The organism is Streptomyces tatrensis (genome assembly GCF_049310065.1).
Classification (GTDB): Bacteria; Actinomycetota; Actinomycetes; order Streptomycetales; family Streptomycetaceae; genus Streptomyces.
This window is the reverse complement of the sequence record NZ_JBMDLB010000011.1, coordinates 4137469-4151522: the sequence shown is the minus strand read 5'-3', so window position 1 is coordinate 4151522 and position 14054 is coordinate 4137469. Positions and strand designations below refer to the sequence as shown.

The following is a 14054-nucleotide window of genomic DNA, read 5'->3' as shown; positions in this document are numbered from 1 at the left end:
GGATCGAACCCTCCGCGTGCGGGTCCAGAGTCCAGACGCGGACACCAGCCGCCACCCTGGAGGCGCCGGTCCGGCCGAGTGCCGGTCCGGCGCTTCCTTCAGGCGGCGGGCGAGTGGGCTCCGCGCAGGGTTTGCAGGACACCCTCCATGAAGGCGATGTAGCGGGCGTCGGGCAGCTCCTGGATCTCGCGGAGGGTCAGGCCGAACAGGAAGGCGGGGTCGGGATCTTCGGCCTCCGGCGCGGGTTCTTCTGCCCGCGGCGCGGAATGCGGGCCCGAGTGGGTCGGAGCCTGGCCGGGAAGGTGGATGTGCAGGCGGTCGTCGCGCTCGACCACCAGGCCGATGACCAGCCACTCGACGAGGTACACGCCGCGCATGGGCATACCGCGCAGGCCGGCACGCAGCAATCGGGCCAGCTCCTCCTGAGGCAGTGCTCCGCCGGCCAGGTGGTGGGCAACTGCGGCGGTGGACCAGTGGGCCTGCATGAGTGGATGGAGCAGGAGGCGGGCCTGGGTGGAGTCACGCTGCCAGACTTCGGCGAAGACGCGTCCTTGATCGGTCAGCTCGTACCGGCCGCGCCCCGGTTCTGCCAGTCCGACCTCGGCCAGGAACCCCATGCAGTCGCTCACCGTGTCCATGCTCCTGCCGGTACGCGCCGCCACGGCCGCACGCCCGACCTCCTTGCCGCCGGCGCCCAGTTCTGCGAGAGCGAGAATGAGCTGGATCTGCTGGGCGGGACTCGTCCGGGCGCTGGGTAGGGTCCGGCGGGGCGCCTGGGGGTCGTCGCCTTCGCGCTTTCCGCCCGAATGTGCCGGTCCACCGCGAGTGGACCAGTCCGAACTGGAATCGGCGTGGGAAAAGAAGGACATGGTGAGCCCAATCCCGGCCACTTGGGGCCGAATCCTCGCAGGGCTCTCGCGTCATCGGGTGTCAGCACCTAGAATGACGGAGATGCGTGCGCCAGAAGAACGCGCGTCCATGTGCCGCCGACTGGTTTCGACGCCTCGGCGGCACTCGCGCGTGTAAAGTCATATTGGAATTTACGCTCCCTCTACGCGTCACCTCCTCGGGCGCTGGGTGGAATCGCGTAGGTGCCCAGTCCGACGCGGATCAGGGCTCCTGTCCTCGTCAGTCTGGTGAGTTCGGGCCCGACGCCAGTGAGCTTGATGTCGGGGCGCGTGGAGCTGAGGTTCTCGAGGATCTCCGTCCGCGTGACGTGTCCGCCGGCGCGAGCGAAGGCGAGCAGTTCCTCGCCGAGCGTCCTGACTCCACGTTCGTGGGTGGACTTGCCTGATGGGGGCGTGTCGCCCTGCTCCTCGGCGCCGTGGGGCAACAGCTCCTCGGCCTCCTGAGCCACCCGCTGTGAGATCTCGGCGCGGGTGTCCGCCGACTCGAAGAGCGAGCGGGCGGACGAAGCCTCCTGCTCTGCCCGCGCGAGGCGGTCCTTCGCTTCCGTGCGGTTGGACGCGTCACTGGCGGCCAGGCGCCTCAGCTGTTCAAGGACGCCCTGTGCCCGGCGTGTGTGCATGAAACACCTCCCCGCAATTCTCCGAACCGGAATTCCTGTTGAGCGTAGCGACTGGCCTAAGAGGCCGGTAGGGCATCTCCACAATTGCCTTTCCTGAAGCTGCAGCACAAGATATGAAAAATAATCGAACGAGACCTGGAACGTGTGGCCTGCGCTTCGCTGAAACGCGATGTTTCACAAAAGCGCCACCATTCTGGCCTGCGCATTCTTCTCGGCCCCTCAGCTACCCAGAGTCAGTGAGGCAAGCACGCTCGGGGTGGGGGCGCGCGGGAGTGAATTGGGGAGGCGGCGCCCCTCGTGCGGGGGTGTCTGCGTGTCGACGGCTGCGGCGGGTCACGCTTCGCTCCGACTGCCTGATCTTGTGAAGTGTTCACGCCCCTGCGTGCCGTCGTGTCTGTGGGCGCCGAACGTGAAAGATTCATTTTGCTGCATGTATGCACCGCTCGTGACTGAATCCACCAACGCGGAGAAGGGAACACCAATGGGTGCATGGGATGATCCAGGCATGCCCCGGAGCAGTAACGACAAGGTACCCAGCGCGTATGTGGCTGACGGCACCTGGCCTCACGCCGCTCTCGCCCCCGACGCGCCCGTCAGTGCCCACTTCGCGCAGGCCCTGGCCCGCAACCTCGAGCGCGGGCTCGCCTCCAGCGGGCAGAGCCTGCGAACTCTGGCGGAAACCACGGGTATCAACCACACGACGATCGGTCGCGTCCTCGGCGGCAAAGTATTGCCGGATATCGGCACCCTGGCACGCCTGGAGGTCGCACTCGGCTTCCAGATCTGGCCCGGGCTCGCAGCCCTGCCGGCCAGCCCTCCGGCGGAGTAGGTCCGACCGGGCGGTCACCTGCCCGGCCCGCCGTGGATGCGGGGCGCCGCGCTCGGTCCTACGCTCGCGATTATGTGCATGTATGCCCCGATGGTGCGGCCTGACGTGTTCCTTGTGTGCTTCGATCAGCGCCACCGAGTGGCCCTGTTCCGGGCCGGGACGCCAGGCGCTGATGGCCGCTGGACTCTCCCCGCAGAACGGCGATCCGAAGGGGAGCCTCATGTTGGGGCGGCCCGTCGCCTGGCTGCGGTGATGGCGCCTGCCGGTGGGGTTCGGTTGGGGGGCCTGACGGGCAGGTTCAAAGCTGCCGCGGGCGCAGTGGGCACTGGCGCTCATCGAAGTGAGGCCCGGATCTTCACCGGGCATGTCGGCCCCGGGGTCCCGCTTGCGCATGTCCAGGGCGACGCGGAGTTGCGCTGGGTTCCGTACAGGCAAGTTCCCCTGGAAGTAGGGCACGTGGGCATTCCGGACCTGGGGCTGTTCCTCGAGGGCTATGTGCAGGGGTGGATCCCGGATGGCTGGATCACCCTGTGCTGAATGCACGCGCTTGATGGTGCCGATTCCGGAAGCCGGCTGGGCAGTTGCGTTACGAGCGGTACTGAGTCTCCGTCTGGGTGCTGCTCGCCTTGGAGGTGCCGAGCGCGAGGCAGGCTGCCGCGATCGAGAGTGAGGCCAGGGCCGCGAAGAGGTGGGGGTAGCCGCCGAGCGGGCCCGCGAGGGCGGCGCCGGCCCAGGGGGCCAGTGCTCCCGCGATGTGGGCCGGGGCGCCGAGGAGCCCGGAGAGGCGGCCGTAGTGGGTGGTGCCCCAGCGGTCGGTGACCGCGGTGGCCTGGAGCAGGGTCAGGTTGCCGCGTACGACGCCTGCCAGGACCGCGAGGGCGATCAGCAGGGGCATCGGGCCGGGGACGAGGGCGAAGGCCGCGGTCGTCGCGCCGCCCAGGGCGATCAGGACGACCGTGCGGGTGGTGACCGAGGTGCGGGCGGACAGGCCGGTGTACAAGGTGCGGCCGAGGGTCTGGCCGGCGCCGCCGAGTCCCAGTGCCCAGGCGGCGGTTGTCGCGCTGGTGCCGCGCTCGGTGAGGAGCGGGATGAGGCCCATGACGACGGCGTACATGGCGAAGCCGGAGAGGGTGAAGGCGATGGCCAGGAGGAGGAAGGGCCGACTGCGGGCGACGGGGGTGCGGTCGGTCGACGCCGGAGACGGCGGAGCCAGGGGCCACGGGGCACGTAGGGCGAGGGCGTGGGCGGGGATGGTGATGGCGGCGAGGATCAGGGCCAGCGCGGCGTAGGTGGCGCGCCAGCTGAGGTGTTCGGCGAGGGCGGCGGTCAGCGGCGCGAAGACGGTGGAGGCCAGGCCACCCGCGAGGGTGACGATGGTCAGGGCGCGGATGCGGTCCGGGCCCCACCAGCGGGTGAGGGCGGCGAAGGCCGGTGGGTAGAAGGTGGCGGCCATGGTCAGGCCCGCGAGCACCCAACCCAGGGTGAACACAGCAAGGTTGGGGGCGGTCGCGATGACGAGGAGCGCGATCGTGCCCAGCACGGAGCCTGCGGTCATCACGGCGCGTGGCCCTCGGCGGTCGAGGATCCGGCCGATGGGGATCCCGGCTATAGCCGAGACCAAGAGGGCGAGGGAGAAAGCTGCCGTCGCGGCGTTGGCGGACCAGCCGGTGTCGGCCGTCAGGCGTGGGAGCAGGACGGGGAAGGCGTAGTAGACGATGCCCCAGCTGGTGATCTGTGTGGCGCACAGGGCGGGCAGGGCGGCGCGCGGCCGCGACCGGACCCCCGTCCCGGTCGCGGCCGCGTCGGCCCGGGTGCGTGGCACGGAGGTCAGCAGCCGCCGGAGGAGGCCGGGGCGCCGATCGTGAGGGTGGCCGGGGACGCGCAGCAGCCTCCGCCGCTGGTCTCCTCGGCCGCCTGGGGCTGGTCGAAGAGGCCGGCTCCGCCGCAGACTCCGGTTTCGGGCAGGGTGAGTTCGACGCGCTCGGCGGCCTCGTGGTCTCCGGCGAGGTGGGCGGCGATGGAGCGGACCTGCTCGTAGCCGGTCATGGCCAGGAAGGTCGGGGCGCGGCCGTAGGACTTCATGCCGGCGAGGTAGACGTCCTTCTCCGGGTGGGAGAGCTCCTTCACACCGTGGGGGTAGACCGTGCCACAGGAGTGCTGGTTCGGGTCGATCAGCGGGGCCAGGTCGACGGGGGCCTGGAGTCGCTCGTCGAGGGCGAGGCGCAGCTCGTTCACGAAGGTGAGGTCGGGGCGCAGGCCGGTCAGGACGATGACCTCGTCGACGGGGTGCAGGTGGCGGCCGTCTTCGGCGACCAGGACCAGCTGGTCGCCGACCTTCTCGACGGCGGAGGTGCGGAAGCCGGTGACCGCGTCGGCGTGGCCGTTGTCGACGGCGGCCTTGGCGGCGAGGCCGAGGGCGCCGCGGGCGGGGAGCTGGTCGGCGCTGCCGCCGCCGAAGGTGGAGCCGCTGATGCCGCGGCGCAGGATCCACACCGAGTGGGTGCCGGGCTCCTCCTTGGAGAGGTCGGCCAGGTAGGCGAGCGCGGTGAAGGCGGAGGCTCCGGAGCCGATCACAGCGGTGCGCTTGCTGGCGTAACGGGCCCGCACGGCCGGGTCCTTGAGGTCGGGGATCCGGTACGAGATCCGGTCGGCGGCAGTCTTCTCGCCGAGGGCCGGCAGGCCGTCGCCGCCGATGGGGCTGGGGGTGGACCAGGTGCCGGAGGCGTCGATGACGGCGCGGGCGGTGAGGCGCTCCTCGGTGCCGTCGGCGTTCAGGACGCTGACGGTGAAGGGCTGCTGCTCGCGGTCGGCGTCGACGATGCGGTCGCGGCCGAGGCGGGAGACGCCGGTGACCTGGGCGCCATAGCGGACCTTGTCGCCGAGGACGTCGGCGAGGGGCTGGAGGTACTGCTCGGCCCAGTCCGCGCCGGAGGGGTAGGTCGCAGGGTCGGGAGCGCTCCAGCCGGTGGGGGCGAGGAGCTTCTCGGCGGCCGGGTCCACGAGCTCGGACCAGGTGGAGAAGAGCCGTACGTGACCCCACTCGCGTACCGCGCTGCCAGCGGCGTGCCCCGCCTCCAGGACCAGGGGCTCGATGTCGCGCTCGACCAAGTGGGAAGCCGCCGCGAGGCCGGCGGGCCCGGCGCCGATCACGATGACGGGCAGGGCTTCAGTGGATGCGCTCACGGCAGGCTCCCGGTTTGATTCGATGAACGTCGATGTCCTTCTGGAGCCCAGCATCCCACCGTGTATCGACGTACGTCAACATAGACATCCGTCGAATTTGGGGGGAGGATTACTTTCATGTCCTCCACGAAGCTGCTGCCGATGCTCGAAGACGAAGCCACGGCACCCTGCTGCCCGCCGCTGACCGAGCGCCCGCTGACGGCCGAAGAGGCCGAGCGGACCGCATTGATGTTCAAGGCCCTCGGCGACCCGGTACGCCTACGGCTCTTTTCTGCGATCGCCTCACACGAGGGCGGTGAGGCGTGCGTCTGCGACATCTCCGACGTCGGCGTGTCCCAGCCGACGGTGTCCCACCACTTGAAGAAGCTCAAGGAGGCGGGCCTGCTGTCCTCGGAGCGTCGCGGCACCTGGGTCTACTACCGAGTCGAGCCTTCCGTCGTCGCTGCGATGAGCCAGATGCTGGGCCGCTCCGCCTGACCTGCTTGCCCGTGCCCCGCGCCCGCACCTGCGGGCGGGTCTTCCAGGCGTCTCATTCATCGACTATCGTCGATTATCGATGAGTGAGACGACGAAAGCCGGTCAAGGACTGAGCCCCGAGGACGCGCAGACGTACTCCGGGTGGTTCAGGGCACTCGCGGACCCCATGCGCGTACGACTGTTGAACCTGCTGGCGGAGGAGCGGCGTCCCCTGACGGTCGGGGAGATCACCGAGCGGCTGCCCATCGGCCAGTCGACCGTGTCCCACCACCTCAAACTGCTGGCCGAGGTGCGCTTCGTGCTGCCCGAGCGGCAGGGCACTTCCGTCAGTTACGAGGTCAACGCCGCGTGCCTGGAGTGCTTCCCGGCAGCCGTGTCGGCGATCCTCGGGCGGCGGCCGTGAACATCGCCCCCGTGACACGGGATCACGCCGACAAGATCTTGGAGATCTACCAGGCCGGCATCGACGAGGGCAACGCCACCTTCGAGACCGAGGCCCCCACCTGGGCCGGGTTCGACGCGGCGAAGCTGCCCGAGCACCGCTTCGCTGCTTTCGGGACCGACGGCAAGCTGCTCGGCTGGGTCGCCGCCTCCAAGGTGTCCGACCGCTGCGCGTACGCGGGGGTCGTCGAGCATTCCGTCTACGTACATCCCGACGCCCGCGGCCGCGGGGTCGCCCGTGCGCTGCTGGACGCGCTGATCGCCTCGACCGAGGCGGCGGGCATCTGGACGATCCAGTGCGGAATCTTCCCCGAGAACACCGCGAGCTTGGCCCTGCACCAGCGGGCCGGCTTCCGGGTCATCGGAACCCGCGCGCGCATCGGCCGTCACCGCGGCGTGTGGCGCGACGTCGTTCTGTTGGAACGCCGCAGTCCCAAGATCGACTGACAGCCGTTCGCACTGCTTCCTTGCCACCTTCCGGGCCTTTGGAGTGAAGGAACCTGGCCGCCGCCCCACCACGCGGTGAGCAGTGCCGAGCGGTACTCGGAGGTCCCGACGAATCCGGGATGAGGGCCCGGTTCCTTTCCCCGAAGGTGGGGCCGGTTCATGGCGGGCAGGGCTCGACACCGGGCAGGATGCCCAAAATGAGCACCGATCAACATCTCGCCCCGTTCCGTTCGAGGTATTCGACGCCCTTGGTGTTCGGTGCCGGGGCGGCCATCGGCATCCTCGGCGGGATGATCGGCCTCGGTGGAGCCGAGTTCCGCCTGCCGCTGCTGATCGGGCTCTTCGGATTCGCCGCGCTCTCCGCGGTCATCCTGAACAAGGCGATGAGCCTGGTCGTGGTCCTGGTCGCGCTCCCCGCCCGCATGGCCGCGGTCCCCGCCTCCGAAGTCGCCGCGCATTGGCCCGTCGCCGCCAACCTGCTGGCCGGAAGCCTGCTGGGTGCGTGGGCCGGAGCGTCGTGGGCGGTGCGGATGCGCAGCTCCACCCTCTACAAGGTGCTGGCGGCCCTGATGGTCCTCATGGCCGCAGCCCTGGTGGCGACGCACGCCACCACTCTGGGATCACTCGCGCTTCCCTGGGCGGCACAGGTGCCGATCGGGGTGGTAGCCGGCTTCGGCATCGGAGTGGTCGCGGCGATCATGGGAGTGGCCGGCGGCGAGCTGCTGATCCCGACGATCGTGCTGCTGTTCGGGCTGGACATCAAGACGGCGGGAAGCATGTCCCTGCTGGTGTCACTCCCGACCATGCTGGTGGCCTTCGCCCGCTATAGCCGCGACGGCAGCTTCGCCGTACTCGGCGCCAACCGGCGGTTCACCGTGGTCATGGTCGCCGGCTCCATCACCGGCGCGGTCCTGGGCGGGTTGCTGCTCGGCGTGTTCTCCGAGCTGGTACTCATCCCCGCGCTGGCCGTGATCCTGCTCGTCTCCGCGGTCAAGCTCGCACGCCACGCGTGAGTGCTCGGGGGATCTCGCCCCCCTCTGCCCCTCAGTCCTGGTGGCCGTGCCGCCCCGGCGGTGCGTTTCACCCCCGATTGGGCCATTCGGCCACGATGTCAGCCTTAGGTGGCATCAGGGCCGAATGATATGAGAGCATCAGCGTGAGCTGACTTCAGTCGCTACTGATGTGATCCCTCTCGATCCGGTGCGTCCGGCGGGGGCGTTTCTGTCGACTGCGGCTCTTCCTGGCAGCGCAGGCGTCGCCGCGCGCGCCGCCCTCCGTGGAACCGAGAGCGAGTCCCCCATGACCACGACTGAACCCGGCCCGGCCGCACAGCCGCCGGGTGTCGAGAGCCCCTCCATCGTCGCCAAGCTGTCCACTCTGGACCGCTTCCTGGCCGTGTGGATCCTGCTGGCGATGGGTGTCGGACTGGGGCTCGGGCGGCTCGTCCCGGGCCTGAACGACGCCCTGGCCAAGGTCGAGGTCGGCGGGATCTCCCTGCCCATCGGGATCGGACTGCTGGTCATGATGTACCCGGTGCTGGCCAAGGTCCGGTACGACAGGCTCGACGCGGTCACCGGCGACCGGAAGCTGATGGCCTCCTCGCTGATCATCAACTGGGTCGTCGGTCCGGCGCTGATGTTCGCGCTCGCCTGGATCTTCCTGCCGGACCTGCCCGAGTACCGCACGGGCCTGATCATCGTCGGCCTGGCCCGCTGCATCGCCATGGTCATCATCTGGAACGACCTCGCCTGCGGCGACCGCGAGGCCGCAGCCGTCCTGGTCGCCCTCAACTCCCTCTTCCAGGTCATCGCCTTCGGTGCGCTGGGCTGGTTCTACCTGGACCTGCTGCCCCGCTGGCTCGGACTCGGCGACGGCCAGGGCCTGGACGTGCCGGTCTGGCACATCGCCCTGAACGTGATCGTGTTCCTCGGCATTCCGCTCCTCGCGGGCTTCCTCACCCGGCGCGTCGGCGAGAAGAGGCTTGGCCGCACCGCGTACGAGGCGAAGTTCCTGCCGAAGATCGGCCCCTGGGCCCTGTACGGGCTGCTCTTCACGATCGTCATCCTCTTCGCCCTCCAGGGGAAGGTCATCACCTCGCAGCCCCTGGACGTTGCCCGCATCGCGCTCCCGCTCCTCGTCTATTTCGCGGTGATGTGGTTCGGGACCTTTGCCCTCGGCAAAGCCATCGGTCTGCCCTACGACCGCACCGCCACCCTCGCCTTCACTGCAGCCGGCAATAACTTCGAGCTGGCCATCGCGGTCGCCATCGCCACCTTCGGGGTGACGAGCGGCCAGGCTCTCTCCGGAGTTGTCGGCCCCCTGATCGAGGTCCCGGTCCTGATCGGTCTGGTGTACGTGTCCCTGGCCTGGCGCAAGAGGTTCACGGCGGGGCGGGCGGCGACTCCGGGCGAGGCGCGCTGATGCACTGCCTCGACTGCCACAGTCAGGGGGCCGCAAGCCCGGCCGTCGGCGTCTGCCGCGGCTGCGGCGCCGCCGTCTGCGCCAACCACGCGCGCGTCGTCACGTACGAGGTCCGCAGGCGGCCCCTTCTCGCGCCGCCCAGTGAGACGCCGGCCCGGAGCGTGCACTGCTTCCCCTGCGCTGCGGCTGACGGCCACTGACCGGCCCCGCTGTCGGGCAGGCCTGCTGGAGACCACACAGCGCCATCACTCACACCTATCAACAGTGATTGCTGTTGATAGGTGTGAGTGATGGTGTTAATGTGTGGGTATGACAACGACTCTTCCGGTCGCGGTGACCACCCCGGCGGCCTTGCTCTCCGAAGGCCACCAGGCCCGGCTCCTGGCCCCCAAGCTCCGCGCCCTGGGAGACGAGACCCGCCTGACCCTGATGCTCCTGATCTCCGAGCGCCCGCGCACCGTCAAGGAGCTCCAGGAGGCCACCGGACTGAGCCAGACCCTGGTCAGCCACCACCTGGCCCCCCTGCGCGAACAGGAGCTGATCAGCTCCAAGCCCCGAGGCCGCAGCAACGTCTACTCCCTGTGCTGCGCCGAGCTCGGCGGCCCAGTCCAGCTCCTCGCGAGCCTCGCCGCCCAGGCCCCCGAGGGCGCGGCGTCCTGCCAGTGACCTGAGCCCGGCGGATCCCGCCCGGCCCCTTCCCGTACAGCCCCAAGACTGAACTCCCCTCACCGACCGGCAGCGCGTTCACGCCGGTGGGACGGCACAGCGATGTCTGCAAGACCGTGAGGTGCACCACCCGTGAACCAAGTCCTCGAAGTCCTCAAGACGTTCGGCATGATCGCCGGGGAACTGATCGTGCTCTTCATCGCGATCACCTTCCTCATCACCCTGGTGATGCGCAAGACGGGACCCGAGAAGCTCGCCCAATGGCTGGGCGGCAGCCACCTGAAGGGCATGATCAAGGGCACCACCTTCGGCGCGCTGACCCCCTTCTGCTCCTGCTCGACGATCCCGGTCCTGGCCGGCATCCTGCGCGCCGGAGTGCCGTTCTCCACCGCCGTGGCCTTCCTGATCGCCTCGCCGATCCTGGACCCGTTCGTGTTCGTCGCCGTCGGGGCCCTGTTCGGCTGGAAGATGGCCGTCAGCTTCACCGCCGTCGCCGCCGTCGGCACCCTGCTCATCGCGCACGGCATGCACCGCTTCGGCTTCGCCTCGCAGGTCAAGCGCGTACGGGTCGCCGGCGGCCAGGAGAAGGCGTACGTGCCCTGGCGCGGCCTGCGCGCCGAACTCCCCGGCGCCTGGCGCGAGGCCCTGCACGAGCTGAAGCCCATGATCAAGCCGATGGTGATCGGCGTATCGATCGGCGCGATCATCTACGGGGCCGTGCCCACCGACCTCATGGCCGCCGTGGCCGGCGACGGCAAGTGGTACGCCATCCCGCTCGCCGCGCTGGTAGCGATCCCCCTCTACATGCGGGCCGAGACCGCCCTGCCCATCGGCTTCGCCCTGATGGAACGCGGCATGAACCTCGGCGCCGTCTTCGCCTTCGTCATCGCGGCGGCCGCCATCAGCCCGCCCGAGATGACCCTCCTGACGAAGCTGTTCAAGCCCAAGCTCCTGGCCACCTTCGGCACTTCGATCTTCGCCCTCGCGCTGGCCGGCGGATTCCTCGTCCCCCTGGTCGCCTGACCACCCCAGCCCATCCCCCATCCCCCGCACCACTCCAAGGAGACACACCTCATGAGCACCAAGGCCGGTATCTTCTCCAAGCTCTTCGGCAAGAACGACACCGCGCCCGCCTCCGACTGCTGCGACGTCCAGATCATCGAAGAAGACGACTCCATCGACGCCCAGCAGCCCGCGGACTCCTGCTGCACCAAAGAGAGCTGAACCACCAACGGACCACCCCAACGGCAGAGGGCAGGGAACCCGACCAGCAACCGGTCGGGTTCCCTGCCCTCTCTCGTGTCGCGCGTCAGCGGCCCAGCAGCTCCGCGATCTCGCGGGCGGCGTCGCGGGCTGGACGTCCGACCCCGATGAGGGTGGCGGAGGCGGGGCCGGTCCAGTCGCCGTAGCCGAGCACGTGCAGGCGGGGCTCGTCGACGGCGCGCGTGCCGACGGTGGTGATGTGACCGTGGGAGCCACGCAGGCGCATCGACGCGAAGTGGGCGAGTGCGGGACGGAAGCCGGTGCACCAGATGACCGCGTCCGCTTCGGCGAAGGTGCCGTCGGCCCACTCGGCGCCGGTGGCGGTGAGCCGGGTGAACATCGGCTTCGCGTCCAGGAGTCCGCTATCGCGGGCAGCGCGTACGGGCGGCACGGCCACGATGTCGCCGAGGGTGGCGACCCCGCCGGTGTCGGTGCTGCCCGCGTCCAGCGCCTTGCGGCGAGCGGTGGCGGCATCGAAGAGTGCCCGGCCGTCGATGTCGTCGGCGAGGTAGCGGGGCGGACGCTGCGTGACCCAGGTCAGCTGCGTACTGGGTGCGAGGTCGGCAGCGATCTGGGCTCCGGAGTTGCCTCCACCCACCACGATCACGCGCTGCCCGGCGAACTCGGCCGGGCTGCGGTACTGCACGGTGTGGAGCTGGCGGCCTCGGAACTCGCGCCGGCCCGCAATGGCGGGCAGGAAGGGACGGGTCCAGGTCCCGGTGGCGCTGATGACCGCGCGGGCTCGCCAGTCGCCGGAGTCGGTCTCCACGCGCAGGTGGTCGCCGTCGCGGTGGACGGCCGAGACCCACGCGCCCCGCTGCACGGGGAGCTCGTAGCGCTTCTCGTAGTCCGCGAGGTACGCGACCACATGCCCGGCGTCCGGGTAGACCTCGCCCTCCTGGACCGGCATGAAGCGGCCGGGCAGCGAGGAGTACGCGGCCGGTGAGAACAGCCGCAGCGAGTCCCAGGTGTGCTGCCAGGCCCCACCGGGAGTCGTGTGGGCGTCGAGGATGACGTGCTCGATGCCCAGTCGGCGCAGGTGGTAGCCGGCGGCGAGCCCGGACTGGCCGCCGCCGATCACCACCACGTCCGTCTGCTGTGTCATGCGGAGGGCGCCCTGCCGTCCGCCTTGCCGCGCATGAAGATGACCGCGACCAGGGCCAGGCCCGCGACCGCACCTACGAGCTGCACGCCGACGAAGGCGGGGACCGAGGCGGGGGCGATGCCCGCGAAGGTGTCGGTGAAGGCGCGGCCGATGGTGACGGCCGGGTTGGCGAAGGAGGTGGAGGAGGTGAACCAGTACGCGGCACCGATGTACGAGGCCACGGCGACGGGCGCGAAGCGCAGCCGGTCCGTGCGCGCCAGGCCGAAGATCAGCAGGATCAGCCCGGCGGTGGCCACGAGCTCGCCGAGCAGGAGGTTCCCGGCGGAGCGGTCGTGGGTGGACCACTTCACCAGCGGCTCGCCGAACATCGCGTCGGCGAGGATCGCGCCCGCGATGGCGCCGACGATCTGGGCGGGCACGTAGACGGCCAGCTCGCGGGCGGTGACTCCGCCGCTGGTGCGGCGGGCCGTCCACCACTCGGCGAGGCTGACCACCGGGTTGAAGTGGGCGCCGGAGACCGGGCCGAGGAGGGCGATGAGGACGCCGAGGCCGAAGACGGTGGCGGTGGAGTTGGCCAGCAGCTGCAGGGCTACGTCCTGGGTGAGCTGCGTGGCCTGGATGCCCGACCCGACGACGATCGCGACGAGGGCTGCGGAGCCCACCAGTTCGGCGGCGGCGCGGGCTATCAGCGGGGTGCGGGGTGGGGTCGCGCCGGGTGCGGGCTGGGGCTCGTCACCAGGTATGGCGTCGGTGGCGGGCTCGGGGGCGGTCACGGCAGGTTCTCCTCGGGCAGGTGAGGCAGAGCGGGGACGGCTGCGGCTACGGGCAGGACCGCTTGAAGTTCGATTCGGCGGTGAGGCGTGCCGTGGACGCGAGGGCGGCGAACTGACCCGCGAGCGCTTCGATGACATCCGGGCGCAGGCGGTAGTAGGTGAACCTTCCGCAGGGCTCCGTCTCCACGACCCCGGCCTCGCGCAGCACCTTCAGGTGATTGGAGAGGTTCGTCTGCTTGGCACCCGTCTCTTCGACCAAGTGCGTGGTGCAGAGCGTCTCGCGGGCGAGGAGGGTCACGATCTGGAGCCTGAGCGGATCGGCCAGAACCCGGAGCAGATCAGTGTCGACTGACGTCATCATGGACTGATACTGTCACATCACCCAGGGCTGATACCAGTCCGGGCTGAGTCATTGCCGCCTGAGCGCGATGGACGGCCCCGTTGACCCTGCCGATGAAGGAAGAACCGATGTCCTCCACGCCGCTCGCGTCCGTGTTGTTCGTCTGCATCCACAATGCGGGCCGCTCGCAGATGGCCGCCGGCTTCCTGCGTCACCTCGCGGGCGACCGGGTCGAGGTCCGTTCCGCCGGGTCCGTTCCCGGGGACCAGATCAACCCTTCCGCGGTGGCCGCCATGGCGGAACTGGGCATCGACATCTCCGACCAGAAGCCGAAGGTGCTGACCTCCGAGGCCGCGCAGGCGTCGGACTACATCATCACGATGGGCTGCGGCGACGCCTGCCCGTACTTCCCGGGCAAGACCTACCTCGACTGGCAGTTGGAAGACCCGGCCGGTCAGGGCGTGGAGTCCGTACGCCCCATCCGCGACGAGATCAAGGGCCTCATCGAGGGCCTGATCGCAGAGATCGACACCAAGAACACGCCGAACACGCAGAACACGCAGAAGCAGGAGAGCTGACCG

18 protein-coding genes are annotated in these 14054 nt (G+C 69.7%); 11 read left to right on the top strand and 7 right to left on the bottom strand.

Annotated features, from left to right (window positions below):
* Nucleotides 1-98: 98 nt before the first annotated feature.
* Together ACODT5_RS34460 and ACODT5_RS34455 are read right to left on the bottom strand one after the other, a co-directional pair.
* On the bottom strand, nt 99-638 hold the full coding sequence (locus tag ACODT5_RS34460; protein WP_422523004.1) for a hypothetical protein: 540 nt from the start codon (nt 636-638) through the stop codon (nt 99-101).
* A gap of 413 nt (nt 639-1051) precedes the next feature.
* On the bottom strand, nt 1052-1528 hold the full coding sequence (locus tag ACODT5_RS34455; protein ID WP_422523003.1) for a hypothetical protein: 477 nt from the start codon (nt 1526-1528) through the stop codon (nt 1052-1054).
* A 505-nt stretch (nt 1529-2033) separates the two neighbouring features.
* On the opposite strand from ACODT5_RS34455, the gene ACODT5_RS34450 reads away from it, so the two are divergent.
* Nucleotides 2034-2357 (top strand): helix-turn-helix domain-containing protein, encoded by a 324-nt coding sequence (locus ACODT5_RS34450; RefSeq protein ID WP_328299286.1) that lies wholly within the window; start codon nt 2034-2036, stop codon nt 2355-2357.
* A gap of 586 nt (nt 2358-2943) precedes the next feature.
* Here ACODT5_RS34450 and ACODT5_RS34445 read toward each other — a convergent pair.
* Together ACODT5_RS34445 and ACODT5_RS34440 are read right to left on the bottom strand one after the other, a co-directional pair.
* Entirely contained in the window at nt 2944-4179 is a 1236-nt protein-coding gene (locus ACODT5_RS34445; protein WP_422523002.1) for an MFS transporter, read from the bottom strand.
* Nucleotides 4180-4184: 5 nt separating this feature from the next.
* The gene (locus tag ACODT5_RS34440; RefSeq protein WP_422523001.1) at nt 4185-5540 is read right to left on the bottom strand and encodes an NAD(P)-binding domain-containing protein; all 1356 of its coding nucleotides are present in this window, start codon (nt 5538-5540) and stop codon (nt 4185-4187) included.
* A 117-nt stretch (nt 5541-5657) separates the two neighbouring features.
* On the opposite strand from ACODT5_RS34440, the gene ACODT5_RS34435 reads away from it, so the two are divergent.
* From ACODT5_RS34435 to ACODT5_RS34395, 9 genes are all read left to right on the top strand, one after another.
* Nucleotides 5658-6017, top strand: a complete 360-nt coding sequence (locus tag ACODT5_RS34435) for an ArsR/SmtB family transcription factor (RefSeq protein WP_422523000.1) — start codon at nt 5658-5660, stop codon at nt 6015-6017.
* Between the two features lie 79 nt (nt 6018-6096).
* A complete protein-coding gene (locus ACODT5_RS34430; RefSeq protein ID WP_422522999.1) occupies nt 6097-6420 on the top strand; it encodes an ArsR/SmtB family transcription factor in 324 nt (107 codons plus the stop codon).
* Between the two features lie 11 nt (nt 6421-6431).
* Nucleotides 6432-6905 (top strand): GNAT family N-acetyltransferase, encoded by a 474-nt coding sequence (locus ACODT5_RS34425; RefSeq protein WP_422522998.1) that lies wholly within the window; start codon nt 6432-6434, stop codon nt 6903-6905.
* A 197-nt stretch (nt 6906-7102) separates the two neighbouring features.
* Complete coding sequence (locus ACODT5_RS34420) at nt 7103-7918, top strand: TSUP family transporter (RefSeq protein ID WP_422522997.1); 816 nt, start codon at nt 7103-7105, stop codon at nt 7916-7918.
* Nucleotides 7919-8204: 286 nt separating this feature from the next.
* A complete protein-coding gene (arsB, locus tag ACODT5_RS34415) occupies nt 8205-9326 on the top strand; it encodes an ACR3 family arsenite efflux transporter (protein WP_422522996.1) in 1122 nt (373 codons plus the stop codon).
* Entirely contained in the window at nt 9326-9526 is a 201-nt protein-coding gene (locus ACODT5_RS34410; protein ID WP_422522995.1) for a DUF2180 family protein, read from the top strand. Before arsB ends, ACODT5_RS34410 begins: the two co-directional genes overlap by 1 nt.
* Nucleotides 9527-9635: 109 nt before the next feature.
* A complete protein-coding gene (locus ACODT5_RS34405; protein WP_422522994.1) occupies nt 9636-9992 on the top strand; it encodes an ArsR/SmtB family transcription factor in 357 nt (118 codons plus the stop codon).
* A gap of 132 nt (nt 9993-10124) precedes the next feature.
* Nucleotides 10125-11015, top strand: a complete 891-nt coding sequence (locus tag ACODT5_RS34400; RefSeq protein ID WP_422522993.1) for a permease — start codon at nt 10125-10127, stop codon at nt 11013-11015.
* 51 nt (nt 11016-11066) lie between these two features.
* A complete protein-coding gene (locus tag ACODT5_RS34395; protein WP_422522992.1) occupies nt 11067-11216 on the top strand; it encodes a hypothetical protein in 150 nt (49 codons plus the stop codon).
* Between the two features lie 85 nt (nt 11217-11301).
* On the opposite strand, the gene ACODT5_RS34390 is transcribed toward ACODT5_RS34395, so the two are convergent.
* Genes ACODT5_RS34390 through ACODT5_RS34380 form a run of 3 tightly spaced genes read right to left on the bottom strand, consistent with a single transcriptional unit; the run spans nt 11302 to nt 13494 of the window.
* Nucleotides 11302-12360: an ArsO family NAD(P)H-dependent flavin-containing monooxygenase gene (locus tag ACODT5_RS34390; RefSeq protein ID WP_422522991.1), complete on the bottom strand. Its 1059-nt coding sequence runs from the start codon at nt 12358-12360 to the stop codon at nt 11302-11304.
* Nucleotides 12357-13133 carry an aquaporin gene (locus ACODT5_RS34385; RefSeq protein WP_422522990.1) on the bottom strand — a complete coding sequence of 259 codons (777 nt, stop codon included), beginning with the start codon at nt 13131-13133 and terminating at the stop codon, nt 12357-12359. Before ACODT5_RS34385 ends, ACODT5_RS34390 begins: the two co-directional genes overlap by 4 nt.
* Before the next feature lie 46 nt (nt 13134-13179).
* Nucleotides 13180-13494: an ArsR/SmtB family transcription factor gene (locus tag ACODT5_RS34380; RefSeq protein WP_422522989.1), complete on the bottom strand. Its 315-nt coding sequence runs from the start codon at nt 13492-13494 to the stop codon at nt 13180-13182.
* 107 nt (nt 13495-13601) lie between these two features.
* Between ACODT5_RS34380 and ACODT5_RS34375 the strand changes: the two genes are divergently transcribed.
* Complete coding sequence (locus ACODT5_RS34375; protein WP_422522988.1) at nt 13602-14051, top strand: arsenate reductase ArsC; 450 nt, start codon at nt 13602-13604, stop codon at nt 14049-14051.
* The last annotated feature ends 3 nt before the right edge of the window (nt 14052-14054 follow it).